Source organism: Propionicimonas sp. T2.31MG-18 (assembly GCF_964266745.1).
Lineage (GTDB): Bacteria > Actinomycetota > Actinomycetes > Propionibacteriales > Propionibacteriaceae > Propionicimonas.
Map to the genome: position 1 here is coordinate 627,007 of NZ_CAXWGX010000001.1, position 25,894 is coordinate 652,900.

24 protein-coding genes, 1 pseudogene and 3 riboswitches are annotated in these 25,894 nt (G+C 70.9%); of the genes and pseudogenes, 13 read left to right on the forward strand and 12 right to left on the reverse strand.

Annotated features, from left to right (window positions below; genetic code table 11):
* The first annotated feature begins 182 nt into the window (after nt 1–182).
* Nucleotides 183–1,214: a LacI family DNA-binding transcriptional regulator gene (locus ACFQQJ_RS02625; RefSeq protein ID WP_377103781.1), complete on the forward strand. Its 1,032-nt coding sequence runs from the start codon at nt 183–185 to the stop codon at nt 1,212–1,214.
* 908 nt (nt 1,215–2,122) lie between these two features.
* Here the strand turns inward: ACFQQJ_RS02625 and cobT are convergent.
* Nucleotides 2,123–3,166: a nicotinate-nucleotide--dimethylbenzimidazole phosphoribosyltransferase gene (gene cobT, locus ACFQQJ_RS02630; protein ID WP_377103783.1), complete on the reverse strand. Its 1,044-nt coding sequence runs from the start codon at nt 3,164–3,166 to the stop codon at nt 2,123–2,125.
* 89 nt (nt 3,167–3,255) lie between these two features.
* On the opposite strand from cobT, the gene ACFQQJ_RS02635 reads away from it, so the two are divergent.
* Entirely contained in the window at nt 3,256–4,695 is a 1,440-nt protein-coding gene (locus tag ACFQQJ_RS02635) for a cobyric acid synthase (protein ID WP_377103785.1), read from the forward strand.
* 32 nt (nt 4,696–4,727) lie between these two features.
* Here the strand turns inward: ACFQQJ_RS02635 and ACFQQJ_RS02640 are convergent, their stop codons facing one another.
* The 5 genes from ACFQQJ_RS02640 to cbiT all read right to left on the reverse strand — a co-directional run bounded on the left by ACFQQJ_RS02640 (nt 4,728) and on the right by cbiT (nt 8,162).
* The gene (locus ACFQQJ_RS02640; protein WP_377103787.1) at nt 4,728–5,564 is read right to left on the reverse strand and encodes an energy-coupling factor ABC transporter ATP-binding protein; all 837 of its coding nucleotides are present in this window, start codon (nt 5,562–5,564) and stop codon (nt 4,728–4,730) included.
* A complete protein-coding gene (gene cbiQ / locus ACFQQJ_RS02645; RefSeq protein ID WP_377103789.1) occupies nt 5,561–6,319 on the reverse strand; it encodes a cobalt ECF transporter T component CbiQ in 759 nt (252 codons plus the stop codon). Before cbiQ ends, ACFQQJ_RS02640 begins: the two co-directional genes overlap by 4 nt.
* Complete coding sequence (locus tag ACFQQJ_RS02650; protein WP_377103791.1) at nt 6,319–6,669, reverse strand: energy-coupling factor ABC transporter substrate-binding protein; 351 nt, start codon at nt 6,667–6,669, stop codon at nt 6,319–6,321. Before ACFQQJ_RS02650 ends, cbiQ begins: the two co-directional genes overlap by 1 nt.
* 1 nt (nt 6,670) lies before the next feature.
* Nucleotides 6,671–7,354 carry an energy-coupling factor ABC transporter permease gene (locus tag ACFQQJ_RS02655; protein WP_377103793.1) on the reverse strand — a complete coding sequence of 228 codons (684 nt, stop codon included), beginning with the start codon at nt 7,352–7,354 and terminating at the stop codon, nt 6,671–6,673.
* A 29-nt stretch (nt 7,355–7,383) separates the two neighbouring features.
* Nucleotides 7,384–7,505, reverse strand: a riboswitch (cobalamin riboswitch).
* Nucleotides 7,506–7,574: 69 nt separating this feature from the next.
* Nucleotides 7,575–8,162, reverse strand: coding sequence for a precorrin-6Y C5,15-methyltransferase (decarboxylating) subunit CbiT (gene cbiT, locus ACFQQJ_RS02660; RefSeq protein WP_377103795.1), 588 nt, complete (start codon nt 8,160–8,162; stop codon nt 7,575–7,577).
* A 62-nt stretch (nt 8,163–8,224) separates the two neighbouring features.
* Here cbiT and cobO point away from each other — a divergent pair, with 62 nt between their 5' ends.
* The 3 genes and pseudogenes from cobO to cobF all read left to right on the forward strand — a co-directional run bounded on the left by cobO (nt 8,225) and on the right by cobF (nt 12,060).
* Nucleotides 8,225–8,839, forward strand: a complete 615-nt coding sequence (gene cobO, locus ACFQQJ_RS02665; protein WP_377103797.1) for a cob(I)yrinic acid a,c-diamide adenosyltransferase — start codon at nt 8,225–8,227, stop codon at nt 8,837–8,839.
* Nucleotides 8,836–11,289: pseudogene (locus tag ACFQQJ_RS02670) on the forward strand (cobyrinate a,c-diamide synthase); the annotation flags it as partial. The gene cobO and the pseudogene ACFQQJ_RS02670, both read left to right, overlap by 4 nt.
* Before the next feature lie 6 nt (nt 11,290–11,295).
* Nucleotides 11,296–12,060 (forward strand): precorrin-6A synthase (deacetylating), encoded by a 765-nt coding sequence (gene cobF, locus ACFQQJ_RS02675; protein WP_377103960.1) that lies wholly within the window; start codon nt 11,296–11,298, stop codon nt 12,058–12,060.
* Here cobF and ACFQQJ_RS02680 read toward each other — a convergent pair.
* Together ACFQQJ_RS02680 and ACFQQJ_RS02685 are read right to left on the reverse strand one after the other, a co-directional pair.
* Nucleotides 12,039–12,806: a cobalt-precorrin-6A reductase gene (locus ACFQQJ_RS02680; RefSeq protein WP_377103799.1), complete on the reverse strand. Its 768-nt coding sequence runs from the start codon at nt 12,804–12,806 to the stop codon at nt 12,039–12,041. The genes cobF and ACFQQJ_RS02680 overlap by 22 nt on opposite strands.
* A complete protein-coding gene (locus ACFQQJ_RS02685) occupies nt 12,803–13,744 on the reverse strand; it encodes a cobalamin biosynthesis protein (RefSeq protein WP_377103801.1) in 942 nt (313 codons plus the stop codon). The genes ACFQQJ_RS02680 and ACFQQJ_RS02685 overlap by 4 nt, the downstream gene beginning before the upstream one ends.
* Nucleotides 13,745–13,776: 32 nt before the next feature.
* A riboswitch (cobalamin riboswitch) is annotated at nt 13,777–13,928 on the forward strand.
* Between the two features lie 29 nt (nt 13,929–13,957).
* On the opposite strand from ACFQQJ_RS02685, the gene cobI reads away from it, so the two are divergent.
* The 8 genes from cobI (at nt 13,958) to ACFQQJ_RS02725 (ending at nt 22,015) form a co-directional block, all read left to right on the forward strand.
* Entirely contained in the window at nt 13,958–14,713 is a 756-nt protein-coding gene (gene cobI / locus ACFQQJ_RS02690; protein WP_377103803.1) for a precorrin-2 C(20)-methyltransferase, read from the forward strand.
* On the forward strand, nt 14,710–15,507 hold the full coding sequence (gene cobM / locus ACFQQJ_RS02695) for a precorrin-4 C(11)-methyltransferase (protein ID WP_377103805.1): 798 nt from the start codon (nt 14,710–14,712) through the stop codon (nt 15,505–15,507). The genes cobI and cobM overlap by 4 nt, the downstream gene beginning before the upstream one ends.
* Nucleotides 15,504–16,178: a precorrin-6y C5,15-methyltransferase (decarboxylating) subunit CbiE gene (cbiE, locus tag ACFQQJ_RS02700; protein WP_377103807.1), complete on the forward strand. Its 675-nt coding sequence runs from the start codon at nt 15,504–15,506 to the stop codon at nt 16,176–16,178. Before cobM ends, cbiE begins: the two co-directional genes overlap by 4 nt.
* A complete protein-coding gene (gene cobJ, locus ACFQQJ_RS02705; protein ID WP_377103809.1) occupies nt 16,175–17,890 on the forward strand; it encodes a precorrin-3B C(17)-methyltransferase in 1,716 nt (571 codons plus the stop codon). The genes cbiE and cobJ overlap by 4 nt, the downstream gene beginning before the upstream one ends.
* A complete protein-coding gene (locus tag ACFQQJ_RS02710) occupies nt 17,887–19,146 on the forward strand; it encodes a CbiX/SirB N-terminal domain-containing protein (protein WP_377103811.1) in 1,260 nt (419 codons plus the stop codon). Before cobJ ends, ACFQQJ_RS02710 begins: the two co-directional genes overlap by 4 nt.
* Entirely contained in the window at nt 19,137–19,784 is a 648-nt protein-coding gene (locus tag ACFQQJ_RS02715; RefSeq protein ID WP_377103962.1) for a precorrin-8X methylmutase, read from the forward strand. Before ACFQQJ_RS02710 ends, ACFQQJ_RS02715 begins: the two co-directional genes overlap by 10 nt.
* Nucleotides 19,785–19,813: 29 nt before the next feature.
* Complete coding sequence (gene cobA, locus ACFQQJ_RS02720) at nt 19,814–20,569, forward strand: uroporphyrinogen-III C-methyltransferase (RefSeq protein ID WP_377103813.1); 756 nt, start codon at nt 19,814–19,816, stop codon at nt 20,567–20,569.
* Between the two features lie 1,191 nt (nt 20,570–21,760).
* The gene (locus ACFQQJ_RS02725) at nt 21,761–22,015 is read left to right on the forward strand and encodes a hypothetical protein (RefSeq protein WP_076062268.1); all 255 of its coding nucleotides are present in this window, start codon (nt 21,761–21,763) and stop codon (nt 22,013–22,015) included.
* 82 nt (nt 22,016–22,097) lie between these two features.
* Here the strand turns inward: ACFQQJ_RS02725 and ribH are convergent, their stop codons facing one another.
* Genes ribH through ribD form a run of 4 tightly spaced genes read right to left on the reverse strand, consistent with a single transcriptional unit; the run spans nt 22,098 to nt 25,498 of the window.
* Complete coding sequence (gene ribH / locus ACFQQJ_RS02730; protein ID WP_068750356.1) at nt 22,098–22,565, reverse strand: 6,7-dimethyl-8-ribityllumazine synthase; 468 nt, start codon at nt 22,563–22,565, stop codon at nt 22,098–22,100.
* A complete protein-coding gene (ribB, locus tag ACFQQJ_RS02735) occupies nt 22,565–23,794 on the reverse strand; it encodes a 3,4-dihydroxy-2-butanone-4-phosphate synthase (protein WP_377103817.1) in 1,230 nt (409 codons plus the stop codon). Before ribB ends, ribH begins: the two co-directional genes overlap by 1 nt.
* A complete protein-coding gene (locus tag ACFQQJ_RS02740; protein ID WP_068750359.1) occupies nt 23,787–24,410 on the reverse strand; it encodes a riboflavin synthase in 624 nt (207 codons plus the stop codon). The genes ribB and ACFQQJ_RS02740 overlap by 8 nt, the downstream gene beginning before the upstream one ends.
* 2 nt (nt 24,411–24,412) lie before the next feature.
* A complete protein-coding gene (gene ribD, locus ACFQQJ_RS02745; protein WP_228383365.1) occupies nt 24,413–25,498 on the reverse strand; it encodes a bifunctional diaminohydroxyphosphoribosylaminopyrimidine deaminase/5-amino-6-(5-phosphoribosylamino)uracil reductase RibD in 1,086 nt (361 codons plus the stop codon).
* Nucleotides 25,499–25,606: 108 nt separating this feature from the next.
* A riboswitch (FMN riboswitch) is annotated at nt 25,607–25,738 on the reverse strand.
* Nucleotides 25,739–25,894 lie beyond the last annotated feature (156 nt).

Here is a 25,894-nt window from a genome sequence, read left to right on the forward strand (position 1 = left end):
TTACGCTCCTTCGGCGTTCCATGAAGAGTTCTGGTATTGACGATCGGCGACACCCGCTCTGCGTCGAGCAGTGGAGTTCGATCTTGCGCTGCGCTCACCTGCGTGTGAACGTTCGCACGACTGAGATTGTGAACGTTGACACAGTCGGGTGTCAACCCCCTCAAATGGGCTACGCTGCTGGCGTGCCATCCCCATCACCAAGGCGACCGAGCCTTCACGATGTCGCACGCATCGCCGGCTGCTCGTACCAGACCGTCTCTCGCGTCCTCAACGGAAGTAGCCACGTCGCCCCTGACACGAAGCAGCGAGTACTCAGCGCGATCGCCGAGACCGGTTACCGGCGAAATGGCGCCGCCCGCGCGCTCGTGAAGTCTCGCGCGGGCGCCATTGGGGTGGTCACCGATGGCTCATGGCGCTACGGCCCAATGGGCGCCCTCAACGGCGTGGAGGAAGCCGCTCGCAAGGCTGGTTACTCGGTACTGCTCACCGTCAAGGAACGGGACGCATTCGGATCGCTGCAGTCCACCCTTCAGACGTTCGCGGACGCATTCGTCGACGGCATCGTGGTGATCGCCCCCCTGCGTAGAGAAGCTGCTGCGACTCGCGAAGTGGCGGCGTCCTTCACCTGGGCGCGCGGACTCCCGGTCGTGATGCTCGCGCCCGACCCGACTCCGTCAGACGGCGTCCGAGTCGTCTCCGAGGACCAGCGCCTCGGCGCCCGCCTCGCAACTAGGCATCTCGTCCGGCTCGGGCACCGCAGCATCGTTCACCTCGCCGGCAACCAGCACTGGCTGGACGGAAGCGTCCGCCTCGAGGGATGGCAGGACGAACTGCTTGCCCACGGCCTCGAAGTACCGGAGCCGATCCACGGCAAATGGACCGGCCAAAGCGGCTACGACGCCGGCAGGCGATTGCTCAAGAACGGCCTCCCCGACGCCGTCTTCGCCGCCTCAGACCTCATGGCTCTGGGAATGATGCGAGCCTTCGCTGAGGCCGGCGTCCGTGTGCCCGACGACATCAGCGTCGTCGGCTTCGACGATCACGAGTTCGCCAGCCAGTTCATGCCTCCACTCACCACGGTGCGACAGGACTTCCGCGCGCTCGGCCGCCGGTGCCTCGAGGTACTTCTCAATGAAGAAGCTGACCCTGCGCTGCTGGAACCGATTCGGCCACGCCTGGTCGTGCGGCAGAGCACACGACGGACCCCGCCGTAGAACTTCTCGTCGCCCATCAGAGGGTCTGCTGCACGAACAGTTGACAGTGGCGTCACGCAGCCTGATGGCTCTCGTGGGTGTCATGGTGGTCTCGTTCTTGACGGGGTCAATCCACAAGAGCGCCTCGGCGTCGGCTGCGGTGGTCGGTGCGTTCGCTCCAGGCCACGATTGTGATCGGGAGTTGCTCACGGGTGGCGGAGGCCTGCCCGGTTGAGGACGTTCTTCTGGAGCGGGGAGAGAAACCATGACGGCGGCGTCGCAGCGGCGATACGAGCCTCGGCTCCTGTCCTGTTCCTGGAGCTCTCGTGGGGCAGCACAGCCCGTCCGGAGATGCCCCAGTCGTCTTCCGTACCTAGTCAGATCCAGTTTCAGCGGGCCATTTCTGTGGGGCAGAAGCGGCCCCGCGTGGGCTCATCTGGCCATCGGCCACCCATGCCATCCGCGAAAGTCCTAGTCAGAAGGTTCTGGTCCGACCGGAATGGAACACGAGAGAGGATTGTTTGCCCTGGTCAGAGGCACCTTACGGTGCGCGAGAGAGGAGTTGAACCTCCCTCGGGAGACGGCCAAACATGCTTCCCACTACGGGTTTTGTGCCGTTCTTACGCCAGCGGACGAGCTTCGTGGGGCAGATGTGGGGCAGGCAACCGCGCCGAGCTGGATACTCCGATGCGCGTCACTAGTGCAGGCCCGCCCCCAGCGGCTGGTACGTCGACGACGAGTGTCGTCCCCTCATGCAGCAGGCCCGACGGACTGCCTACACCGTCGGGCCACGCCGGCCAAAACCCCACCACTTGCCTCCACCAGACCCGGGACGATTCAGTGTTCGGATGCGCCGTCAGCGAAGGCCTTTCACCTCGCGGCGCGGGCTCTGCCCGATCGGCACGCCAGTCGCAGCCCGGCGAACGCGCTCACGTCAGGTCGGAGAGCTGGGCGATGCCGGTGAGCGCGGCCACCGCCGAGCGCACCATCGGCACGGCCAGCACCGCACCGCTGCCCTCGCCGAGCCGCATCGAGAAGTCGACCAGCGGCGTGAGGCCGAGCCTGTCCAGCGCCAGGGCCTGCCCGGGTTCGGTGGAGCGGTGGCCGGCCCGCAGCCACGCCTTCGTGCCGGGGGCGTAGTCCTCGGCCACCAGTGCCTCGGAGACGGCGATCACCCCGTCGAGGAGTACCGGCACGCCGCGGCGTGCGGCACCGGAGATGAAGCCCACGGCGGCCGCGAAGTCGGCGGCCCCGAGCGCGGCGAGCCGCTCGATCGGGTCCGACACCCTTTCGCCGGTCCTGGCCAGGGCAGCCTCGATCAGCGCCGTCTTGTGCACCAGCGTGCCCTCATCGATCCCGGTGCCGCGTCCGGTCACCGCCGCGGCCGGCACTCCCAGGGATGCGGCGACCAGGGCGGCGGCGATGGTCGTGTTGCCGATGCCCAGGTCACCGGAGATCAGCAGCTGGGCGCCGTCCGCGATCTGCTCGGCAGCGATCGTGTCACCGGCAGCAAGTGCCTGTTCTACCTCGGCGCGGCTGATCGCGTCCTCAAGGTGGATCGGGCCGGAGGACTGGCGCACCTTGAACCGGCTGATCTCGGCGGGCAGGTCGGGGAAGTCCACGGCGACACCGAGGTCGTAGATGCTCACGGTCACGTTGTTGGCAGCCGCGAGCGCCGACACCCCGGCATGACCGCCGGCGATGCCGTACACCATCGCGGGGGTGATCGCTGCCGGGTAGGCCGAGACCCCGTCCGCGGCGACACCGTGGTCACCGGCGAACACCACGACCCGGACGTCGTCCAGCTGGCGGGGCGGGCAGGTGCCCTGGCAGGACGCCACCCACGCGGCCAGCGTCTCGAGGTCGCCCAGGGCGCCGAGCGGCTTCGCCTGCCCGTCGCTGAGGGTTCGGGCTGCGGCGTAAGCGGCGTTGCTCGGGGCCTGCACGGGGGTGCGCACCACTGGGCTGTTCATCGGTTCTCCTTCGGTTTGCCGGGAGCCTGTCCCGGTTCGGTCTTGGGGTTGTAGCGCTGGTCGCCCGGCGTCCATGGGAGGATGCGCGGGTGGCAGGAATCCTGGTGGCGGGCACTTCGTCGGACGCCGGCAAGTCGCTGATCGTCGCCGGGCTGTGCCGTGCGTTCGCGCGGCGCGGCGTGCGGGTGGCGCCGTTCAAGGCGCAGAACATGAGCAACAACTCGATGGTCTGCCCGGACGGTTCCGAGATCGGACGCGCCCAGTACCTGCAGGCCGTGGCGGCCGGGGTAGAGCCGTCCGCACTGTTGAACCCCGTATTGCTCAAGCCCGCCACGGACCGCCGGGCATTCATCGTGCTCGGCGGCCAGCCTGGGGGAACCCTGGAGGCCGGCGAGTACACCAACGGTCGTGCCCGGCTCGCGGCGGCGGCCTTCGACGCCTACCGGCAGCTGGAGGCCAGCTACGACCTGGTGGTGGCGGAGGGCGCAGGCTCGCCGGCCGAGATCAACCTGCGGACCGGTGACTACGTGAATTTCGGCCTGGCCAGGGAGTTCGGGCTGCCAGTGGTGCTGGTCGGGGACATCGACCGTGGCGGGGTGCTGGCCTCCATCTACGGCCACTGGGCGATCAGCGGCGACGACGACCGGGCCACTCTGGCCGGCTACCTGATCAACAAGTTCCGCGGCGACCAGTCGGTGCTCGATCCGGGGCTGGTCGAGCTCAGCGCCCGCACGGGCCTGCCCTGCCTGGGCGTGGTGCCCTGGCTGGACCAGGTGTGGCTGGACAGCGAGGACGCGCTGGCCTTCGCGAAGTGGCCGCGCCTGCCCGGCCGTGCCGGGACGCTGCGGGTCGCCGCGATCCGGTTCCCCCGCATCTCCAACGCCACCGATCTGGACTCCCTGGCCGCCGAGCCCGGCCTGGACGTGTTCGCCACTGCCAGCCCGTCCGACATCGCGAGCGCCGACCTGGTCGTCCTGCCGGGCAGCCGCAGCACCCTGGCCGACCTGGACTGGCTGCGGCGCCTCGGGCTTGCCGACGCCCTCGCCCGTCGTGCCTCGGCGGGCGGCCCGATCCTGGGAATCTGCGGCGGGTACCAGATGCTGACCGAGGTGATCGACGACCCGATCGAATCCGCCCTGGGCACCGAGCCGGGGCTTGGCCTGCTGCCGGCGACGGTCCGGTTCAACGCCGAGAAAGTCCTCGGAAAGCCGTCCGGCAGTTGGCGCGGGCACCCCGTGACCGGCTACGAGATCCACCACGGGGTGGTCGAGCCGTCCGGAGGGGAGCCGTTCCTCGACGGGGTGCGGGTCGGCAACACCTGGGGCACGATCTGGCACGGCGCGTTCGAGAATGACGGCTTCCGCCGCGCCTGGCTCACCGAGCTGGCCGGCACGGTCGGCTCGGCCTGGCAGCCCGTCCCGGACGCCCTCGGTTTCGCCGAGCGTCGCACCCAGATGCTCGACGAACTGGCCGACGCCCTGCAGCAGCACGCCGATATGGATGCGCTGCTGCGACTGGCTCGCAGCTGAGCAGCAACGCATCCCGGACCTCGCCATCATCGTCAGGCTGCGCCCTCGCCGAGGTCCCCGGCCGCCCGCACGGCGGCGACGAGTCCGGGCACGTCGGTGACTGATCCCGAGGGAAGACCGAGCGCGGCGGCGGCCTGCAGCACCAGCGGTCGCCGGAGCCGGGCCGCCGCCACGAGGGACTCGTCGGAGAGCAGGTCAGCGGGTAACCCGTGGCGGATCTGACCGTCCACCAACACGGCGACCGAGTCGGCCCACCACAGGGCGAAGTCGACCTCGTGGGTGGAGATGACCACCGTGGTGTGAGCTTCAAGCAGCCTCTCCAGGGCGGCCACCATCTCGTCCACCCCTTGCGGGTCGAGCCCGGCGGTGGGCTCGTCGAGCAGCATGACGCAAGGCTGCATTGCCACTGCCCCGGCGATCGCGACCCGCTTTCGCTGCCCGTAGGACAACTCGTGGATCGGCCGCTCCGCGAGGTCCTCGATGGACAGGACGGCCAACGCCTGCGCCACCCGCTGTCGTACCTCGGCTTCGCCCAATCCGAGGTTCAGCGGACCGAAGGAGACGTCACGGTACACATCGGCGGCGAACAACTGGTCGTCGGGGTTCTGCGCGACAAGCTGGACGACCTGCCGGTGCGCCCGCAGACCAGACCGGTCGAACGCCACGGCAGCGCCGTCGACCAGGACGTTCCCGTGGCCCGGCTTGACCGAGCCAGCCAGCGCTCGTAGCAGCGTGGTCTTGCCCGATCCGTTGGCGCCGAGCAGGGCGAGGCACCGTCCGCGCGGGATCTCGAGGTCTGCGCCGCGGAGCACTTGCCGGTGCCCGAAGGCAACCTCAAGACCTTCGGCGGAGAGTTGGCGGTGGCTCATCGCAACACCATCCAGCCCACCGAGCCGGCAACCAGCATTGCGAGTGTCGCGACGCTGGTGACCAGGAAGCCGGTGGACCTGGTCCGTGCCGGTTCCAGGGTCCGTAGCGTGTCTTCGTAGCCCCGTGCAGCAAGCCCCGCTTCCAGGCGACGGGCCCGGTCCCAGGAGCGGAGCAACAGCACCGCCACCCCCATGGACGCCGAGCGCATCGCTGCGGATCGGGTGGAATAGCCCAGCCGTGCCTCCTGCGCCTGGTGGATCGCTCCAGCGCTCTCCAGTAGGCCGAAGCTGAACCGATAGATAAGTGCCGCGATCTCGATGAGCGGGTCCGGGATGCGGGCATGCCGCAGGCAGGACAGCAGGTCGATCATCGGGGTCGAGCAGGCGAGGGTGAACATCGCCAGGGTGGCCGCGACCGCACGGACGGCAAGTTGCGCGGCTTGATCCAGACCGGCAGGGGTGACCTGCACGCGCAGGCTGGCGCCCCAGCTGACGCTTACCGCGACCGTCGCCACGCCGATCAGGATGGAGACCAGCGGCAGCCACACGATGCGGCCCAGCCGGGTCCAGCCGACGCGGATCGGGCCCAGCAGCAGCACCAGGCTAAGCACAGCAACCGCGGCGCCACCGGGGAATGGCGGTAGCGAGATGGCGGCCAGGAGCAGGCCCAGCGACAAGGTGCCCTTGTCCCTGACCGAACGCGACCGCCAGGGGCTGGACCACGCTGCGTGGTCCAGCGCCAGGCCGTGCGCCATCAGGTCGCGGGCTCGGGAGCGGGCCCGTTGGGTTCAGCGGTCGCGGGCGACCGTTCACTGCGACGACGCCCCCACAGGCCGCCGATGGCGAATCCGAGGACGGTGCCGCCGAGAGCCGCCTGCAGTGCGAACAGTCCGGACTCGACTTCTCCGGATTCCGGCTGGAAGAAGGGCTCGAACCACGGCTGGTAGTCCGGGTTGGACTCCTGGATGGTGCTGGTGGCAACCGAGTCGGTACCGGCGAAGCGTTCGTCGGGGTTGGTGTGAAGCCCACCGACAACGAAGCTGATCCCGAAGATCAGGACAAGCGCGGCAATGAGGGCGATGGTGGTCCAGGTCTTCCTGCTCATCTCAGGCCACCGCTTCCTTCACGACCGGGCGCAAGATGCCGAGGCGTTCCAGCTCGGGCTTGGCGACATCGGTGAGCAGCCGGAACACCAGCACCCCCAGGATGCCCTCGGCGATTGCCAGCGGGATCTGGGAGATGGCGAACACGCCCATGAACTTGGCCACCGAGCCGGCCAGGACGGAGACGGGGTCGGGGAAGGCTAGACCCAGCTGGACACTGGTCACCAGGTACGTGGATAGGTCAGCGAAGGCGAGGGCGAGAAAGACGCCGACATTGCGGTGCCAGCCGAGACGGCTGGACAGCTTCCAGAACCAGTAACCCACCCAGGGCCCGGCGATGCCCATGCTGAACACGTTCGCGCCCAGGGTTGTGATGCCGCCGTGGGCCAGCAGCAAGGCCTGGAAGATCAGCACGATCGTGGACAGGAACGCCATCACGGGTGGCCTGAACAGCACGGCCCCCAGGCCGGTGCCGGTGGGGTGGGAGGAGCTGCCGGTGACCGAGGGCAGCTTGATCGAGGACAGGACGAAGGTGAAGGCGCCGGCGGCGGCGAGCAGCAGCCGGGACTCCGGATGCTCCTTCGCCTCCTGGATGACCTTGCGAGCTCCGCGGATCACGAACGGGGTTGAGACTGCGTACCAAGCGACGCAGTGAACGACAGGTAGGAATCCCTCAGCGATATGCATCAGTGAGTTCCCTTTCTAGGTGACGTGGCCTAAGGAACCGTCGCCCACGCACGTATCTGACTTCCCCATCGCTGAGGTCACAGTGGCCCGACCGTCCCGGATTCTCACCGGGTTCCGTGTCGTGGACGGCACTTGATCCTTGCACCCCGAAACGCCCCGATGAGCAAGATTGCGTAATTCTGGGACGCCCGTCTCAGCGCCCGCCTGGACCGGTCCGGGGTCAGCGCTTGGTCGCGGCCCAGCTCGTGACGCTGCGCAGCGGCCGCAGGCCGGTGAAACGTCCGATCGGTTCGGCGACCTCGACCCCGATCCGGCTCAGTTCGCCGCCCCAGCGCCGGTAGGCCTCCAATAGCACGGCGTCGGAGTCGGCGGTGACGCTGTGGGCGACGAGTCGTCCGTTGCGTCTGAGCGCTGCCCAGCAGTCCTGCAGCACCTGGTCCTCCACGCCGCCGCCGACGAAGACCGCGTCGGGCGCGGGGAGCTCGGCGGGCAGCGACGCCACGTCGCCGACCCGCACAGCGAGCTGGCCGGCAACCTGCAGGTTCGTGGCGTTGGTGGCGATGCGCGTGGCCCGCTCGGGGTCCCGTTCGACCGCGATCGCCGTGTTGCCCGGATGCAACCGGCACCACTCGATGGCGATCGAGCCGGTGCCGGCACCCAGGTCCCACAACCGCTCCCCCGGTCGTGGGGCGAGCACGGCCAGGGCGTAAGCGCGCAGCACCCGCTTGGTCAGCAGTCCGTCGGTGACGAACGCATCATCGGGCAACCCGGCGCTGAGCTGGCCCGGACTCCCGGTGTGGTCGTTCATGGCGAGCACCCTAACCGGATGCGGCACAATCTGGGCCGTGAGCAGGAGAACCGGACCCCGACATGCCTGAGGGCGAACCCGTCGACATCGCCGGGGACGGGCTGACCACGAAGGAGCGGCGGCTCCTGCCCGCGCTGATCGTGAACACCGGCGAGGGCAAGGGCAAGACCACCGCGGCGATGGGCCTCGCGCTGCGGGCGTGGCACCAGGGCTGGTCGATCGGGGTGTTCCAGTTCATCAAGTCCGGGAAGTGGGTCACCGGCGAACGCGCCGCGCTCGAGGCGCTGGGGGCCGAGCACGAACGCAGCGGGACCGGCGGGGAGGTCGAGTGGTACGCCACCGGCGCCGGACGCCGCTGGGTCCGCAAGCCCGGGGCCGAGCCCGGGCACGCCCACGCGGCCCGGGAGGCGTGGGCCGAAGTGGCGTCCCGCCTCGCGGTGCAGCGACACCAGCTGTACGTGCTGGACGAACTCACCTACCCGCTGATCTGGGGCTGGCTCGACGTCGGCGAGGTGGTGGCGACGCTGCGTGACCGGCCCGGGTTGCAGCACGTCGTGGTCACCGGACGGGCAGCCCCGGCCGAACTGGTCGAGATCGCCACCACCGTCACCGAGATGACCAAGCGCAAGCACCCCTTCGACACCGGCCAGAAGGGCCAGGCGGGCGTCGAATGGTGACCATCCCCCGGCTCGTCGTCGCCGCCGCCGCATCCTCGGCGGGAAAGACCACCATCGCCACCGGAATCATGGCTGCGCTGGCCGATTCCGGACGACAGGTGGCCGGCTTCAAGGTCGGCCCAGACTTCATCGACCCCGGCTATCACGCGCTCGCGACCGGCAGGGACGGACGCAACCTTGACGCCGTCCTGACCGGTGAGGAGATCGTGCCCCGGCTGTTCCTGCACGGCACACTCTCCCCCGCCCCGGCAGAAGTGGCCATCGTGGAAGGCGTGATGGGGCTCTTCGACGGCCAGTTGGGACGCGACGGGTTCGGCTCCACCGCCCACGTCGCACGGCTCATCGATGCGCCGGTGCTGCTGGTGGTTGATGCGGCCGGGTCGTCCCGGACCGCCGCGGCCGCAGCGCTGGGCCTGCGCGGCTTCGACGAGCGCATCCGCATCGGTGGCGTGGTCGTGAACCGGGTGGCCAGTCCGCGCCACGGCGCCGAACTCGCAGCCGTATTCGCCGGTGCCGGCGTTCCGGTGCTCGGCCTGGTACCTCGCAGCGCCGGGATCGCCGCCCCGTCCCGCCATCTGGGTCTCGTGCCCGCCGCCGAACGCGCGGAATCCGCCGCGACCATCACCACCCTCGCCGCGCACATCGCCGAGCACGTCGACCTGGCGGCCGTCCTGGACCTGGCCGGCAGCGCCACAGCCCTCGACGCCACACCGTGGGACCCGGCCACGGTCGTGAACCAGGTGGCCGGGCGGCCGCTCGTCGGGATGTTCGCCGGCCGCGCGTTCACCTTCCGGTACGCCGAGACCGCCGAACTGCTCACCGCGGCCGGCTGCCGAGTCGTCGAGATCGACCCGCTGACCGACACCCGCCTCCCCCGGGGGTTGGCCGGGCTGTACATCGGCGGCGGCTTCCCCGAGGTCCACGCCGTCGAGCTCAGCGCCAACGCCGAGCTGCGAGCCGCGGTCGCCGACGCGATCGCCGCCGGGCTCCCCACCGTCGCAGAATGCGCCGGCCAGCTGTATCTCACCGAACACCTCGACGGCCACCCGATGGTCGGGGCGCTGCTCGCCACCAGCCGGATGACTCCCCGGCTCACCCTCGGCTACCGGACCGCCACCACCCACACCGACACCCTGCTCTGCCCGGCCGGGACCCAGGTCGCTGGCCACGAGTTCCACCGCACCCAGACCACCCCGCCGGCCGGCCCCAGCCCGGCCTGGGCCTGGTCGGACACCAGTGAGGGCTTCTCCCTCGACCCCGCCCGGACCGGGACCCCGACCCTGCACGCCTCGTACCTGCACCTGCACTGGGCCGGGCAGCCCGACTGTGCCCAGCGCTTCGCCCGCGCCGCTGCCGCCTTCACCGCCCGAACCGGCGGCATCGAGCCGGCCCCAGGGCACACCGGCCGCGTCGACGGGATCGACCTCCACCACCACGGCGACCACGACACGGCTCCCGACCTGGTCGACCTGGCCGTCAACGTCATGCTGCCCGGCCCTCCGCGCTGGCTGGCTGGCCAGATCGCCGCCGCCACCACCACGCTGGGCCGCTATCCCGACGTCGAGCTGGCGCGGACCGCGATCGCGGCAGCCCACGGAGTTCGGCCTGAGATGGTGCTCCCCACCGCCGGCGGCGCCGAAGCGTTCGCGCTGATCGCCCGGGTCCTCACCGCGACCCACCCACTGGTGGTGCACCCTCAGTTCACCGAACCCGAATCGGCCCTGCGGGCCGCCGGGCACGCCGTCCAGCGGTGGCTTCTGCCCGTCCGCACCGACCACGGCGTCCCCGCCCTCACCGGGCTGCCCGCGTGGGCCGACGCCCTGTTCGTGGGCAACCCCACCAACCCCACTGGCTGGCTCCATCGTCGGGAGGCCCTGCTCGAAGCCGGCCACGGTCGGCTGCTGGTGGTCGACGAAGCGTTCATGGACGCCACCGACGAGCGCGAGTCGTTGATCGAACCGGACATGCCGAACCGGCTCGTGCTCCGGTCCCTGTCGAAGACGTGGGGCCTGGCGGGGTTGCGGGTCGGCTACGTCATTGGCGACCCCCGCCTGATCACGCGCCTGGCGCAGGCCCAACCCTCCTGGCCGGTCTCAGCGCCCGCCATCGCGGCGATGATCGCCACCAGCACCGCGGCCGCACGGACCGAAGCTGCGAGCCGGTACCTCACCCTGAACGCCGACCGTGACCACCTGGTCGCGGCACTGTCGTACGCCGGGTTCCCCAGCGTGCCGTCCGCAGCGCCGTTCGTGCTGGTCGACACCTCCTCCTGCGGCCCCGACTCGGTCCGGCCCGCCCTCGCCGTGGCCGGCTTCGCCGTCCGGCGAGGCGAGTCGTTCCCAGGCCTCGGGCCCACCTGGATCCGTATCAAGGTGCCGGCGCCCGAGGTTGCCGACGCCCTGACCGCAACCCTCGCCGGGGCTCAACTCGGGCTCGCCACAAACAGGAGGCAGACGGTGAGCCGTGAACTGTTCCTGATCGGCATCGGCGCCGGAGATCCCGACTGGGTCACGATCGAAGCATCCCGTGCCATCCAGCAACTCGACGTCCTCTTTGTGGTGGTGAAGGAGGGTGACCTGGACGACCTCGTCGAGGCGCGGAGAGTCGTGGTCGAGCGGCATCGCACCACTCCCGTGCAGATCGTGGAACTCAGCGACCCGCCACGGCCCTGGCGGACCGCCCCCGACTACGACCAGGCCGTGGCCGGCTGGCGCACCCAACGACTCGAGCAGTGGAGCCTTGCCGTCGGTCGATCGCTCGGCCCAGGGCAGGTGGGTGGCTTCCTCGTCTGGGGTGACCCGAGCCTGTACGAGAGCACCCTGGCGATCGCCGACCAACTGGTGGCGGCGGCGGCCGACAGCGCGCCGATCACCTTGCGCGTGCTGCCGGGAATCAGCAGCGTGCTGGCCCTCGCCGCCCGGCACCAGATCCCGCTCAACCGGCAGGGCCGCGCGCTCCAGATCAGCCCTGCCCGGCTACTGCGCGGCGGAATGTCGACCGACGTCGACGACGTGGTGGTGATGCTGGACGGTGCCCAGACATTCGCAACCATCGAACCCGAAGGCCTGGACATCTACTGGGGCGCCTACCTCGGCACCCCCGACGAGATTCTCGTGTCCGGTCCCCTGCAGGACGTTCGGGAAGAGATCGTGCGGGTCCGCGCCGAGGCCGCAGCCCGCAAGGGCTGGATGTTCGACACCTACCTGCTGCGACGACGCTGACCGGCCACGCCCACGCGAAGCCCTTTCACCCACACCATCACATCGGCCACGTACGTCACCAACCGCACCCTGTCGGGCGGCGCGGGCCGGCGAAGCATGACGACCGGCACCTCCAGTTCGGACGCCGCGGCGAGCTTGGCGTCGGTCGGGCCGCCGGAGTCCTTGGTGACCAGCACATCGATCTCGTACCTGCGCAGCAGGTCGAGTTCGTCATCGATCCGGAACGGGCCGCGTGCGCGCAGCACCGTCCAGGAGGCCGGGATCGCAATGTCGGGTGGGTCGATCACGCGGGCGAGGACGAAGCGGTCGCCCCAGTCGGCGAACTCGGCCAGCGACTGCCGCCCGATCGTCAGGAAGACCCGTTCGCCCAGCCCGCCCGCGATCTCCCGTGCCTGGTCGATCGAGTCGGCCCAGTGCCAGGACGCGGCGTCCGGATGGACGGCCCAGCTGGGCCGTGACAGTCGCAGCAACGGCACCCCGGTCCGGGCACAGGCGTCAGCCGCGTTCGCGCTCATCCGTTCGGCGAACGGGTGGGTCGCGTCGATCACCGCGTCGACGTGCTGGCCGCGCAGGTAGCCGGCGAGTCCGTCCGCGCCGCCGAAGCCGCCGACCCTGGTCGTGCCCTGCGGCGGGTGCAGGTCGGCCACGGCGCCGGCCAGCGACGTGACGACAGAGATGCCCTCGGCGTGGAGCAGGCGGGCGAGCTCGCGCGCCTCGGCGGTGCCGCCCAGCAGCAGGACGTTCATCGCCGCCTCGCGAGCGCGACCAGGACGCTCAGGCCGGCAGCCCCGGCCGAGACCGCCAGTGCCAGACGGTTCGCGCGGGCGAGGTCGGCCGCCGACGGTGCGGGGCCGCGTCCAAGTTCGCCGCGGTCCTCCTCGACGCCGCCGTAGGTGTTGCGGCCGCCCAGGGTGACTCCCAGGGCACCGGCGAAGGCGGCCTCGACCACACCGCCGTTGGGGCTGGGGTGCCGCCCTGACTGGTGACGCACGGCGCGCAGGGCGTCCGCGGGTCGTCCGCCCACCAGTGGGGCGGCCAGGACGGCAAGCCCGCCGCTGACCCGTGCCGGCAGGAGATTGGCCAGGTCGTCGAGCTTCGCCGCGGCCCAGCCGAAGTTGCCGTAGCGGTCGTTGCGGTAGCCGACCATCGCGTCGAGGGTGTTGATCGCCCTGTAGGCCAACAGCCCGGGAACGCCGGCGACCGCACCCCACAACAGTGGGGCGACCACCGCGTCGGAGGTGTTCTCCGCCACCGACTCCAGGGCGGCGCGGGCCACGCCGTCGGCATCGAGGGTCTGCGGGTCCCGGCTGACCAGGTGGCTGACCTGGAGTCGTGCCGCGGACAGGTCGCCGGCGTCCAGGTGGGCCGCGACCGCCTCGGACTCACGGGCCAGCGACCTCCCACCCAGCACCGTCCAGGTGGCTGCTGCGGTCGCCAGGGTCGCCAGCACCGGGTGTCTGGCGCTGCGGGCAACCAGGCTCCCGACAGCGGCCGCGCCCCCGACCAGCACGGCGACATGGACGGCTCCGTGCAGCCGGTCGTCGGCGTAGGTGCGATCCTCCACCGCAGTGGCGAGGCGGCCGAAGCCGGCCACCGGGTGCCAGCGAAGCGGGTCACCGAGCAGCTGGTCGGCCGCCCAGCCCAGGGCGAGGCCGACAGCTGTCGCCGTCCCCGGTGCTTCCATGACCAACCTTTCGCCGGTGGCAATTGTTCGCCATCGAGTGTGCCAGACTGGGCGCCGCAGAGATGTGCCGAGGAACTCCGGTGAGCCCGAAAGGGCAAGTCCGGGGCGGTCCCGCCACTGTGACCGGTCCACGCACCACGCGTGGACCGGGAGCCAGGAACTCGCCTCACTGCCGAGCAACGAGATCGGGCGAGGACACCTGAGGAGGCTCCCTTGGACACTGCTGCACGCATTCCTGCCCTGGTTGGGGTGGGCGTCGGCCCCGGCGACCCCGAACTCGTCACCCGAAAAGCGGTGGCGGCCTTCGATCGGGCTGACGTGATCCTGGTGCCGAGCACAGAGGCCAGCGGCGACGACGCCGGCCGGGCCGAGCAGGTCGTGCTCGCCGCCTGCCCTGAGGCCGCGGGCAAGCTGCGTCGGGTGCCGTTCAGCATGGCGCAACGCACTGGTGTCGGCGCCAAGCGGCGCCAGTCGTGGGAGGCGTCCGCGCAGGCCGCCGTCGACGCGTTCCAGGCGGGGGCGGCCACGGTCGCCTTCGCCACCGTCGGCGACCCGAGCGTCTACTCGACGTTCTCGTACCTCGCCGCCCAGGTACAGGCAGTGGTGCCCGACGTTGACGTGTCGGTCGTGCCGGGCATCACTGCCATGCAGGCGCTGGCCGCGGCCAGCCTGACCCCGCTCGTCGAGGGACGCGAAAGCCTCACCCTCGTACCAGTGACGGCCGGGCTGGCCGCGGTCGGCGCCGCCCTCGAGCATGCCGACACCGTCGTCGCCTACAAGGGCGGACGCCAGCTGGCCGACCTGCTCGCACTCGTCCACGACCGCGGCCTGGATGGCGTGCTTGGGGTGAACGTGGGCCTGCCCGGCCAAACCATCACCCCGCTCAGCGAGGTGGAGGCCACCAGCGCGCCCTACTTCAGCACCGTCCTCGTCGCACCGCGGCGCACCACCACCGGCGGCGCACTGTGAGCGGCCAGGTCGTCTTCGTCGGCGCCGGCCCGGGCTCAGCGGACCTGATCACTGTGCGTGGCGCCCGGGTGATCGAGCAGGCCGACATCGTGATCTGGGCCTCCAGCCTGGTCGATGCCGCCATCGTTGCGAACACCAAGCCCGGCGCGCTCGTGGTCGACTCCGCGACCGAGTCGCTGGAGGACATCACCCCGCTGTATCAGCGCGCCCACGACGAGGACCTGCTGGTCGCCCGCGTCCATACCGGCGACCCGTCGATCTACGGGGCCACCGCCGAGCAGCGCCGCATCTGTGAGCGGATCGGCATCCCGCACCGCACCATCCCCGGCGTCTCGGCCTTCTCCGCCGCCGCTGCCCGCATGGACGCCGAGATCACCATCCCCGAGGTTTCCCAGACCCTCATCCTCACCCGCCTCGAAGGCGGCCGCACCCCGATGCCCGACCGGGAGACGGTCCGCGGTTTCGCCGCTCACGGCGTCACCATGGCGCTGTACCTGTCCGCGGCCCGCAACAAGGTGCTCCAGGACGAGCTGCTCGCCGGCGGCTACCCGGCCGACACGCCCTGCATCGTCGGCTACCGGGTCAGCTGGCCCGACGAGTTGATGCTGCGCTGCCCCCTGGCCGAACTGTCGGCCACGATGAAGGCCCACAAGTTGTGGAAGCACACCGTCGTGCTCGTCGGACCAGCCCTGGCCGAGCAGCACGACACCCGCAGCCACCTCTACCACCCCGGTTTCCGCCACGAGTACCGCGCCGCCGACGGCACCCCACTGGTGACCAGGACCGACACGTGATCACCGTCCACGGCCTGCTCGGCACTCCCACCCTCGAGTTGCGGGTGGCCGCCGCCACCGCCGACTGGGTGGTGGGCGGCCAACGCCACCTCGACGCCCTCGAGGTCGACGACTCCCGACGCATCACCCTCGGAGCGCTACGACCGGCCGTCGAACAGCTGGCCACTCTGCCCGAGGACCAGGTGGTCGTCGTGATCGCGAGCGGCGACCCGTTGTACTTCGGCGTCGTCAGGACGTTGCGGGCTGCGGGTCTTCGTCCCCGCGTGGTGCCGGCCGTGTCCTCGATCGCGGCCGCATTCGCCGCCGTCGGCCTGCCCTGGGACGACGCCGCCGTCGTCAGCGTCCACGGTCGTCCACTCGAACCGGCCCTCGACCTGGTGCACACCGCCGGAAAGGTCGCGGTGTTCACCTCGGCGGAGCACGGCATCAGGGAGCTGGCCACCGCCCTGGACGGCCTGGGCCGGTGGTTCGTCCTGGCCGAGCGGCTCGGCGAACCCGACGAACGCGTCCGTGTCCTCACCACCGCCGCTGCGCGCACCACCGTCCCGCGCGAACCCAACGTCGTCCTCGTCCTCGACCGGCACCCCGCCGACGACGACGCGCCGTGGCCGGGAGGCGTCGCCGGCCCCACCCGCCACCCATCACCCCTCGTCATCGGAGAACAGCCATGATCGGACAGGTCACGAGCGGCCCGGGCAGCCGCGCCCGCGCCGACCAGATCGACGCCATCCTCGGCCAGGAAAGCCGCCGCTACACCGACGGTGCCGTCGCCGGCCTCCCGCAGGCGTGGGCCGAGTGCGACCTGATCGTCAGCCACCTGGCCCTCGGCGCCACCACCCGCATCCTCGCCCCCCTGCTGGCATCGAAGACGACCGACCCGGGCGTCGTCGTCATCGATGACGCCGGGAGGTTCGTCATCCCGCTGGTGGGCGGCCACGGCGGCGGGGCCAACGACCTCGCCAGCCGGATCGCCGCAGGGCTCGGCGCCACCGCCGTCCTCACCACCGCCACCGACGCCGCCGGCGTGCCCGGTCTGGACACCCTCGGCTGGCGCTGGACGGGGGATGTCGCCGCTGTGACCCGGGCCATCCTCGACGGAGAACCGGTCGCGGTGCGCCGCAGCCAGCCGTGGCCGCTGCCGCCGCTGCCGGCGACCGTGAGCGTGCTGGGACCAGACGACCCCGAGCCCACCGGCCTCATCGCTCGGGTCCTGGTCACCGACCAGCTCACCGACCCCGGCAGCCTGCCCAGCGTGGTACTCAACCCGCCCAGCCTGGTCCCAGGCCTGGGCTGCAACCGCGGCACCAGCACCACCAGTCTGCGCCGCCTGCTCGAACAGACCCTCGAACAGGCAGGCCTCGCCCTGGGGTCGCTCGCCGCGATCACCACCGTCGACGCCAAGGCCGACGAAGCCGGGCTCGTCCAGCTCGCCGCCGACCTCGGCGTGCCGCTGGTCACCTACCCTGCCGATCAGCTCGCCACCCTGGAGGTGCCCAACCCCAGCGACGCACCCCGCGTCGCCGTCGGCACCCCCAGCGTCGCCGAGGCCTCCGTCCTCGCCCACGGCGCCACCCTGCTGGTCGAGAAGCAGAGGACGGCCGAGGCCACCTGTGCGATCGGGCGCATCCCCGCCCGCGGCAAGCTCACCGTGATCGGCCTCGGCCCGGGCTCGCGCGACCTCACCACCCCCCGCGCCCAGCAGGCCATCCGGCAGGCCTCCGTCGTGGTCGGCTACCGGCCCTACGTCGCACAGGTCAAGGACCTGCTTCGGCCCGGGGTCCGGATCGCCAGCACCCCGATGGGCAAGGAGGAGGAACGCACCGCAACCGCCATCCAGTTCGCGCGCGAAGGCAACAACGTCGCCCTCGTCTGCTCCGGCGACCCGGCGATCTACGCGATGGCCTCCCCCACCCTCGAACAGGGCACCGAAGGCATCGACATCGAGATCGTGCCCGGCGTCACCGCCAGCCTCGCCGCCTCCGCCATCCTCGGCGCACCCCTGGGCCACGACCACGCCACCATCTCGCTGTCCGACCTGCACACCGACTGGGACACCATCCTCACCCGCGTCCGCGCCGCCGCAGAGGCCGACCTGGTCACCGTGCTGTACAACCCGCGCAGCCGCACACGGCTGCACCACCTGCCCGATGCGCTGGCCATCTTCGCCGCCCACCGCCCGCCCAGCACCCCGGTCGCGGTCGTCGAGGAGGCCGACCGGCCCGACCAGCGAGTCACCCTCGCCACCCTGGCCGACTTCGACCCCGACGTGGTCAACATGAACTCCCTGGTCGTGGTCGGCTCCTCCACCACCCGCTACCTGCCCGCCGGCACCGGGCGCACGGCCATGGTCACTCCCCGCGACTACCACTGGATGGAACGATGAGCCACGTCACCCCGACCCCGGCCCCTCCCGCGGTACCCGCCACCCCGCCACCGTTGGTCATCGCCGGCCACGGCACCCGGGTCAACGCCGGCGCCGACGCCGCCACCACACTGGTCGAGAAGGTCCGCGGGCTGCTGCCCGGCGTCCGCGTCGAGGCCGGGTTCGTCGAACTCACCCCACCCACCATCGACGCCGCCCTCGACACCGTGCTCGCCGACGCCACCTCCGCCGTCGTCGTGCCGCTGATGATCGGCACCGGCGGCCACGTCCGCGACGACATCCCCGAAGCCATCGACGCCTCCAGGGCCCGCCACCTCGCGGCGACCGTCGTCTACACCCGGCACCTCGGCTCCCCCAAGGCACTCGTCAACGCCGTCCACGCCCGGATCGCCGCCGCCCGCGCCGACTGGTCCGCCGAGGACACCGACGTGGTGATGGTCGGACGCGGCTGCAGCCACACCGACGCCAACGCCGACCACGTCCGGCTGTCCAGGATCGTGTTCGAGACCGGCGGCTACCACCAGGTGCTGTCCGCCTTCATCCAGGTCGCCCGGCCCTCGCTGACCGAAATCCTGCGCCAGTACCACGCCTCCGGCAGCCGCCGCATCGTGGTCATGCCCCACTTCCTGTTCACCGGACGGCTCGACCAGTGGGTCCACCAACAGGTCGAGGAGTTCCGCGCCGCCCACCCCGACACCTTCATCCGGATCGCCGACGTGATCGGGCCCTGCGACGAACTCGCCCAGGTCGTCGCCCAGCGATACAAGGAAGGCGCGCTCCGGGCCCGCACCACCACCGGCTCCCCCGCCTACCTCACCGGCCTGCTGCTGCGCGACCGGAAGGTCGTCGTCGTCGGCGGAGGGTGTGTCGCGCGCCGCCGCGTCCCGAAACTGCTGGACGCCGGCGCCCGGGTCGAAGTCATCTCCCCCGAGGTGCACAGCCGCCTCGCCGGCCTGGCCGAAGCCGGCGCGATCACCTGGCACGCGCGCAGCTTCGAGCCCGCCGACCTCGACGGCGCCTGGTACGTGCTCGCCCTCACCGACTCCCCGGCCGCCAATGCCGCCATCGTCGCCGAGGCCGAGACGCGCCACACCTACTGCGTCCGCGCCGACCGGGCCGACGACGGTTCGGCCTGGACCCCGGCCACCGGAGACACCGCCGGCGTCACCGTCGCCGCCATCACCAGCCACGACCCGCTGCGCGCCCGCCGGGTGCGGGACCGGTTCCTCGAGGTCGTCAACCAGGAATCGCTGTGAGCTACGACTACATCAAGGACGGCGCCGAGATCTACCGGCAGTCCTTCGCCACCATCGCAGCCGAAGCCGACCTCGACAAGGTGCCCGAAGGCCTCCGGGCGGTCGCGGTCCGGATGATCCACGCCAGCGGCCAGGTCGACCTCCTCGACGACCTCGCCTGGTCCGAAGGGCTCGCCCCCGCCGCCACCACCGCACTGCAGCAGGGCGCCCCGATCCTGTGCGACTCCCGGATGGTCGCCAGTGGCATCATCCGCTCCCGCCTTCCCCGTGACAACCAGATCCTCTGCCTGCTCGGCGACCCGCGACTCTACGACCTGGCCGCCCAACTGGGCACCACCAAGACCGCCGCGGCCGTCGAGCTGTGGCGCCCCCACCTCGCCGGCGCCGTGGTCGCGATCGGCAACGCGCCCACCGCCCTGTTCCACCTGCTCGAGATCGTCGAGGAAGACCCGGAGCTCGCGCCGGCCGCCGTCCTCGGCATCCCGGTCGGCTTCATCGGGGCGGCGGAGTCCAAACGGGCCCTCGCCGACAACACCCTCGGCCTGGACTACCTCGTCGTGCACGGACGCCGGGGTGGCAGCGCCGTCACCGTCGCCGCCGTCAACGCCCTGTGCGGTACCGACGGACGAACCGGCTGACTCCGACCACGCACCACGAAAGGACCCGCATGGACACCGACACCCCCACCACGGGCCAGGTCATCCTCGTCGGCGGCGGACCCGGCGACCCCGACCTGCTCACCATCGGCGGCCTCCGCGCACTCCGCGAAGCCGACGTCGTGCTCTACGACCACCTCGCACCGCTCGCCTGCCTCGACCAGACCCGCCCCGGCGCCACCCTCATCGACGTCGGCAAGATCCCCCGCGGCTGCCAGACCGCCCAGACCGACATCAACGCCCTCCTGATCGACCACGCGCGCAGAGGGAGGACCGTCGTCCGCTTCAAGGGCGGCGACCCGTTCGTCCTCGGACGCGGCAGCGAGGAATGGCTCGCCTGCGCCGAGGCCGGCATCCCCATCCGCGTCATCCCCGGAGTGTCCTCCGCGATCGCCGGACCAGAACTCGCCGGCATCCCCCTCACCCACCGCGGCATCACCCAGAACTTCTCCGTCGTCTCCGGACACGTCGGACCCGACCACCCCGCCTCGACCGTGAACTGGGACGCGCTCGCGCAAAGCACCGGCACCATCGTGATCCTCATGGGCGTCGCCCACCTCCCCGAGATCTGCACCGGCCTGACCAGCCGCGGCCTCGACGGCGACACCCCCGCCGCCATCGTCGCCAAGGCCGCGTTACCCGACCAACAGGTGGTGCGCGGCACCGTGGCCACGCTGCCCGCCCTCGCCGACGCCGCCGACATCCAACCCCCCGCGCTCACCGTGATCGGAGCCGTCGTCGCCCTTGGCCTCGCACCGGTCGGCTAGCAGCCGCAACCCAGTCACTCGTCACTGCGAGGTACACCCCAGCGCGACACACCGCGCTGGCCGCCGAAGCGCCTCGTTAGGGTCCGACTCTCGACTTCTGGCACACCTGCTCCGTAGGGTCCAGATCCCAACGAGACACCCCGACAGGTCGAGTGCACCATGCGGGTCGGCTACGGGGGTCAAGAATCGAGTGGCGACACAGGGTTAGCTTTCAACCGCGTCGACAAAGCAGGGTTCGATGGCGGCGTCGCGGGGCTACAGGGGCGCCTGGGTTCTTGTACCGTTTCTGAGTTCTCGTGGGGCAAGCGTGGGGCAGCACAGACCGTCCGGAGATGCCCCAGTCGTTTATCGCACCTAGTCAGAACCAGTTTTCGCGGGCCATTCTCCGTGGAGCAGGAGCGGCCCCGAGTGGGTTCATCTGGCTATCAGCCCCCACGCCACCACGCGAAAGCCCTAGTCAGAAGGATCTGAGGCATATCGGAAAGGAACACGAGAGAGGATCCATGATTCCGTGTTTGCCCTTGTCAGAGGCACCTTGCGGTGCGCGAGAGAGGAGTTGAAGCTCTCTTCTGTCAGCCGATAATGGCCCCCTGACAAGGTCTTATGTGGGTTGATTGCCACTTCGTCACCTTGTCGTGGGGAATACGTGGGGAATAGCACCGGAGCCAAGGCCGCGCGGACCTCGCGTCCAAGACTGCCTTCAGCATAGGCCGACGACCGCCAAGCGTCGCAGCCCCAACCCACCCGGCGTTCACCGCAACGCTGCCAGCAGAGCGGCGCCGACCAGGCAGGCTCAAGAGGAGTGCCTCCAAGGCGTCCACGAGCCCTCGGGCAACCACGCACGTGACAGCGACGGCCTCCATGTCACACCTCCCACAGTCTCGGCGATCTCGGTGTACGACTTGCCCCGCGTCGGCGCAGGACGCCGTGGACGTCGGCCTCCTGGAGCCACAATCCTGTCCCGGTGACATGGTGGTGTGGCTCGGGGTTCATGGGCGTCCTCCTGGCGGCGGCGAGCGAACACGACATCCGTCCTAACGGGCTCCGGCTCCTCCTCGCGGACAGGGGCGACGCGAAGCCACCAGGAGACTGGCGCTACGGATCGTCCCTGTCCGCCGAATCCAGAGTCGGACGTCCACGTCGGCGGACCAGACGTCGCCACCACCCTTGATGACAGGGACCGGGTGCGGCGTGCGGTCGACGACGACCCCACTGGTGGCGGGTTCGGCCGGGGTGGCGCCGGGCGGTCCATTTCTCCGCCCGCTGGCGACCATCGCGAAGGACGCCCCCCTGGAGGCCGCCGTGGCCGCCATGCAGGCGGGCGGCACCCACTTCGCGCTCGTCGTCGACGGTGAGGAAACGATCGGTGCCGCGATCCTCGAGGACGTCGTCGAGCGAGCAATCGGAGAGGTGAGGGACGTCGCCCAGCTGCCACGCACGCCTTGAACGTGGTGACACGCGCAGACGATCGAACGGCTCACCGGCGGCGGCCATTCCGGGTGTCCGGGCGCTTGCAATGGTAGGAGGATCAGGGCACCGCGGCGGTCAGCGCAGAGAGGGTGGCCAGGACGGCCTCGGCCGCCTCGCGTCCCTTGTCCTCCGGTGATCCGGGAAGCCCAGCCCTGTCGAGCGCCTGCTGCTCGGTGTCACACGTGAGGACACCGAAACCGACGGGCGTTCCAGTGCGGGTCATCACGTCGACGATGCCGTGGGTGGCGCCTGCGCAGACGTAGTCGAAGTGGGGTGTCCCGCCCCGGATGACGACACCGAGCGCGACCAGCCCGTCGAAGTGGTGGGCCAGGCGGGCACAGGCGACCGGCAGCTCGAACGTGCCCGGGACGCGGACCACCGTGACGGTCGCGCCGGCCCGTTCCAGCGTGGTAACTGCGTTGGTGACGAGAGAGTTCATGACGAGGTCGTGCCAGGACGAGGCGACGACGGCGATGCGTCGGCCGCGGCCGTCGACGGTGAGGTGGGGGGTGCCGGAGCCAGCCATCAGGCCTCCTGGACGAGGGTGGACGCGGTGGGTAGGCGGTGGCCCATCCGCTCGCGCTTGGTGGACAGGTAGTGCACGTTGTCGGGGTTGGGCTCCACGATGAGCGGACGGAGGCCGGTGATGTCGATCCCCGCCGTGCGCAGGCCGTCGGCCTTGGCCGGGTTGTTGGTGAGCAGTTCGGCCCGGACCACCCCTTGGGCGGTCAGGACGGCGGCGGCGGCGCCGTATTCGCGGGCGTCGACCGGTAGGCCCAGCAGGGTTTGGGCGTCGACGGTGTCCGCGCCGACGTCCTGGAGGGCGTACGCCGACAGCTTCGCGAGCAGCCCCACGCCGCGCCCCTCGTGACCTCGCAGGTAGATCACGACACCCCCCTGACGGGCAATGACGGCGAGGGACTCGTCGAGTTGGCGGCCGCAGTCGCAGCGGCGGGAACCGAACGCGTCCCCAGTGAGACATTCGGAGTGGAGGCGGACGAGCGGTGCCGCGCCATCGGTGGTGAGGCCGCGTGGGCTGATCAAGGCGAGGTGTTCGGCGCCGGTGCGCCGGTCCCGGTAGCCGTGCAACGCGAACGTCCCGTGGGCGGTGGGCAGCGTCGTTACGGCGGCCAGCGTGACGCGGTCGTACAGGTCGCGCCAGGCGACCAGGTCCGCGATCGTGATGACGGGCAGGCACTCGGCCGCGCCGAGGGCGACGACGTCGGGCGTCCGCATCACCTCACCCGCATCGTGGACGAGTTCACCGATCACGCCCACGGGCGGCAGGCCGGCCAGCCGGCACAGGTCGACGGTCGCCTCGGTGTGCCCCTGCCGTTCGAAGACCCCGCCGGGCCGGGCGCGCAGTGGCAGGACGTGCCCGGGCCGGATCAGGTCGGACGCCGCGGCGTCCGGGTTGCCGAGGACGCGGAGCGTGGTGGCCCGGTCCGCCGCCGAGATCCCGGTCGTGACCCCGGACGCCGCGTCCACGCTGACGGTGTACGCGGTCCGCAACGGGTCGGCGCTGTCGGGAACCATGAGGGGCAGGCCCAGACGGTCGGCCCAGTCGACGGGCAGGGGGGCGCACAGGTAGCCCGATGTGTGCCGCACCATCCACCCGACCCATTCGGCGGACGCCGTCGAGGCCGCCAAGATGGCGTCCCCCTCGTTCTCCCGGTCGGCGTCGTCGAGGACCAGGACCGGACGGCCGGCGCGCAGCGCGTCCAGGGCTGCGGGAATGGTGGCGAACTCAGGCATGGGTGGTCTCCCGCAGGGCGCCAAGTTCGAGACGCTCGAGGTGGGCGACGATGTACTTGCCGAGGATGTCCGCCTCGAGGTTGACGACCGCCCCGACAGCGGCGGGACCGAGGGTCGTCAGCTCGAGCGTGGTCGGGATCAGCGAGACCGTGAACCGGTCCGGCCGGATGTCGAACACGGTCAGGGACACGCCGTCGACGGTGACCGAGCCCTTCTCGACCAGGTAGCGCTGCACCTCGGCTGGGCAGGAGATCTCGACCACCTCCCACTGCTCGCCCGGCGTACGGGACAGGATGCGGCCCGTTCCGTCGACGTGTCCCTGCACGATGTGCCCGCCGAACCGGCCGTCGGACCCCATCGCCCGCTCCAGGTTGACCCGGTCCCCCGGGGTGAGGCCGCCCAGCGATGTTCGCCGGAGTGACTCGGCCATGACGTCGACCATGAACAGGTCCCCGTCCAGGCCGGTCACGGTGAGGCAGACACCGTTGACGGCGATCGAGCTGCCGTGGGTGGCGTCGGAGGTGACGAGCGGACCGCGGACGGTCACGACGGCGGAGTCCTCCAGGTGGCGGATCTCGACGACCTCGCCCAGTTCTTCGATGATGCCGGTGAACATGATCACTCCTTGCCAGAGTTCGGTTGGGGTTCTGAAAGATCGGGGAGGGGGCGGAGGGTGAGCCGGACGTCGTCGCCCAGACGACGCACATCGACCAGGGCGTACCGGTGGGCGTCCGCGAGGGTGGCGACGCCGAGGTCGCCGACCAGCGGGGAGCCGGAACCCACCAGGACGGGCGCGAGGTAGGCGACGATCTCGTCGACCAGGCCGGCGGTGACGAACGCCGCGGCGAGGGTGGCCCCACCCTCCAGCCAGACATGACGGACACCGGCTTCCTGCAGGCGTGCCAGGACACCTGCCGGGTCGTCGGCGAGCAGCAGCGTGGACGCGTCTGGCGACAGGACACGGGCGTCAGCGGGGATCGGGCGACGTCCGACGACCACCCGGACGGGTTGCCGGGGCGCTTCCGTGCCGTCGGGGCGGCGGACGGTGAGGCGGGGATCGTCGGCCAGCACCGTCCCCGTCCCGACGACAATCGCCCCGCAGCGGGACCGCAACCGATGGACGTCGAGCCGGGCGGGCTGGCCCGTGATCCACGCCGACGTGCCGTCCGCGGCGGCGGTCCGGCCGTCCAGGGTGCCCGCAACCTTCCAGGTGACGAATGGACGCCCGTGCGTCACCGAGAACGTCCAGGCCTCATTGAGGAGGGCCGCTTCCGCTGCCCGGACGCCGCCCAGCACCTCCACTCCACCCGCGGCCAGCGTGGCCGCGCCGCCGGACGCGGGCGGATTCGGGTCGGCCTGGGCGTACACCACGCGACGGACGCCGGCGCGCAGCAGCGCCTCGGCGCAGGGACCGGTGCGGCCATGGTGGTTGCAGGGCTCCAAGGTCACGTACGCAGTGGCGCCCGCGGCGTCCGGACCGGCGCCGCTGAGCGCCTCAACCTCGGCGTGCGGCGTTCCGGCGCCATGGTGCCAGCCCTCGCCCACGATCCGGCCGTCATCGTCGACCAGGACGCAGCCGACGCGTGGGTTCGGGTCGGCCCGCGGGGACCGGGCGGCGAGCATGAGGGCACGGTCCATGGCGCTCTCGTGCGCGCTTGTGGTCGCATCGGCTGATCGCCGGTCTTCCAGGATGGTCGGACTCATCTGCCCCTCCGTCGTCTCGTGTGACGACTCCGGGGCAGGGACATGCCAGCGCGCAGCGAAGCCGGACCCGCCAACGCAGGAGCGTCGGCGCGCGGCAATGCCACGAACCGCGTGCGCCTCCCATCCGGACTTTAACCGTCGGTACCGGAATCCCACCGGTTCAACCATTGGCTCACAAGGAGCCGCCGGGTCGCGGACTATCACCGCCGGTTCGGAGTTTCACCGACCCCGGAGCACGTTCTTGCGGCAAAGCGTAGCGAACTCCACGCGTCTCAGCAGGATGTCGTCCACTTCGGCTGCAGGGCACCTGCGGCCTCCCATCCCGCGATGGAGGCGATCAGAGCCGAGCGCCGGCCTCCCGCGGACCTGGGGTCCCGGGTTCGGTTGTCGAAGGCG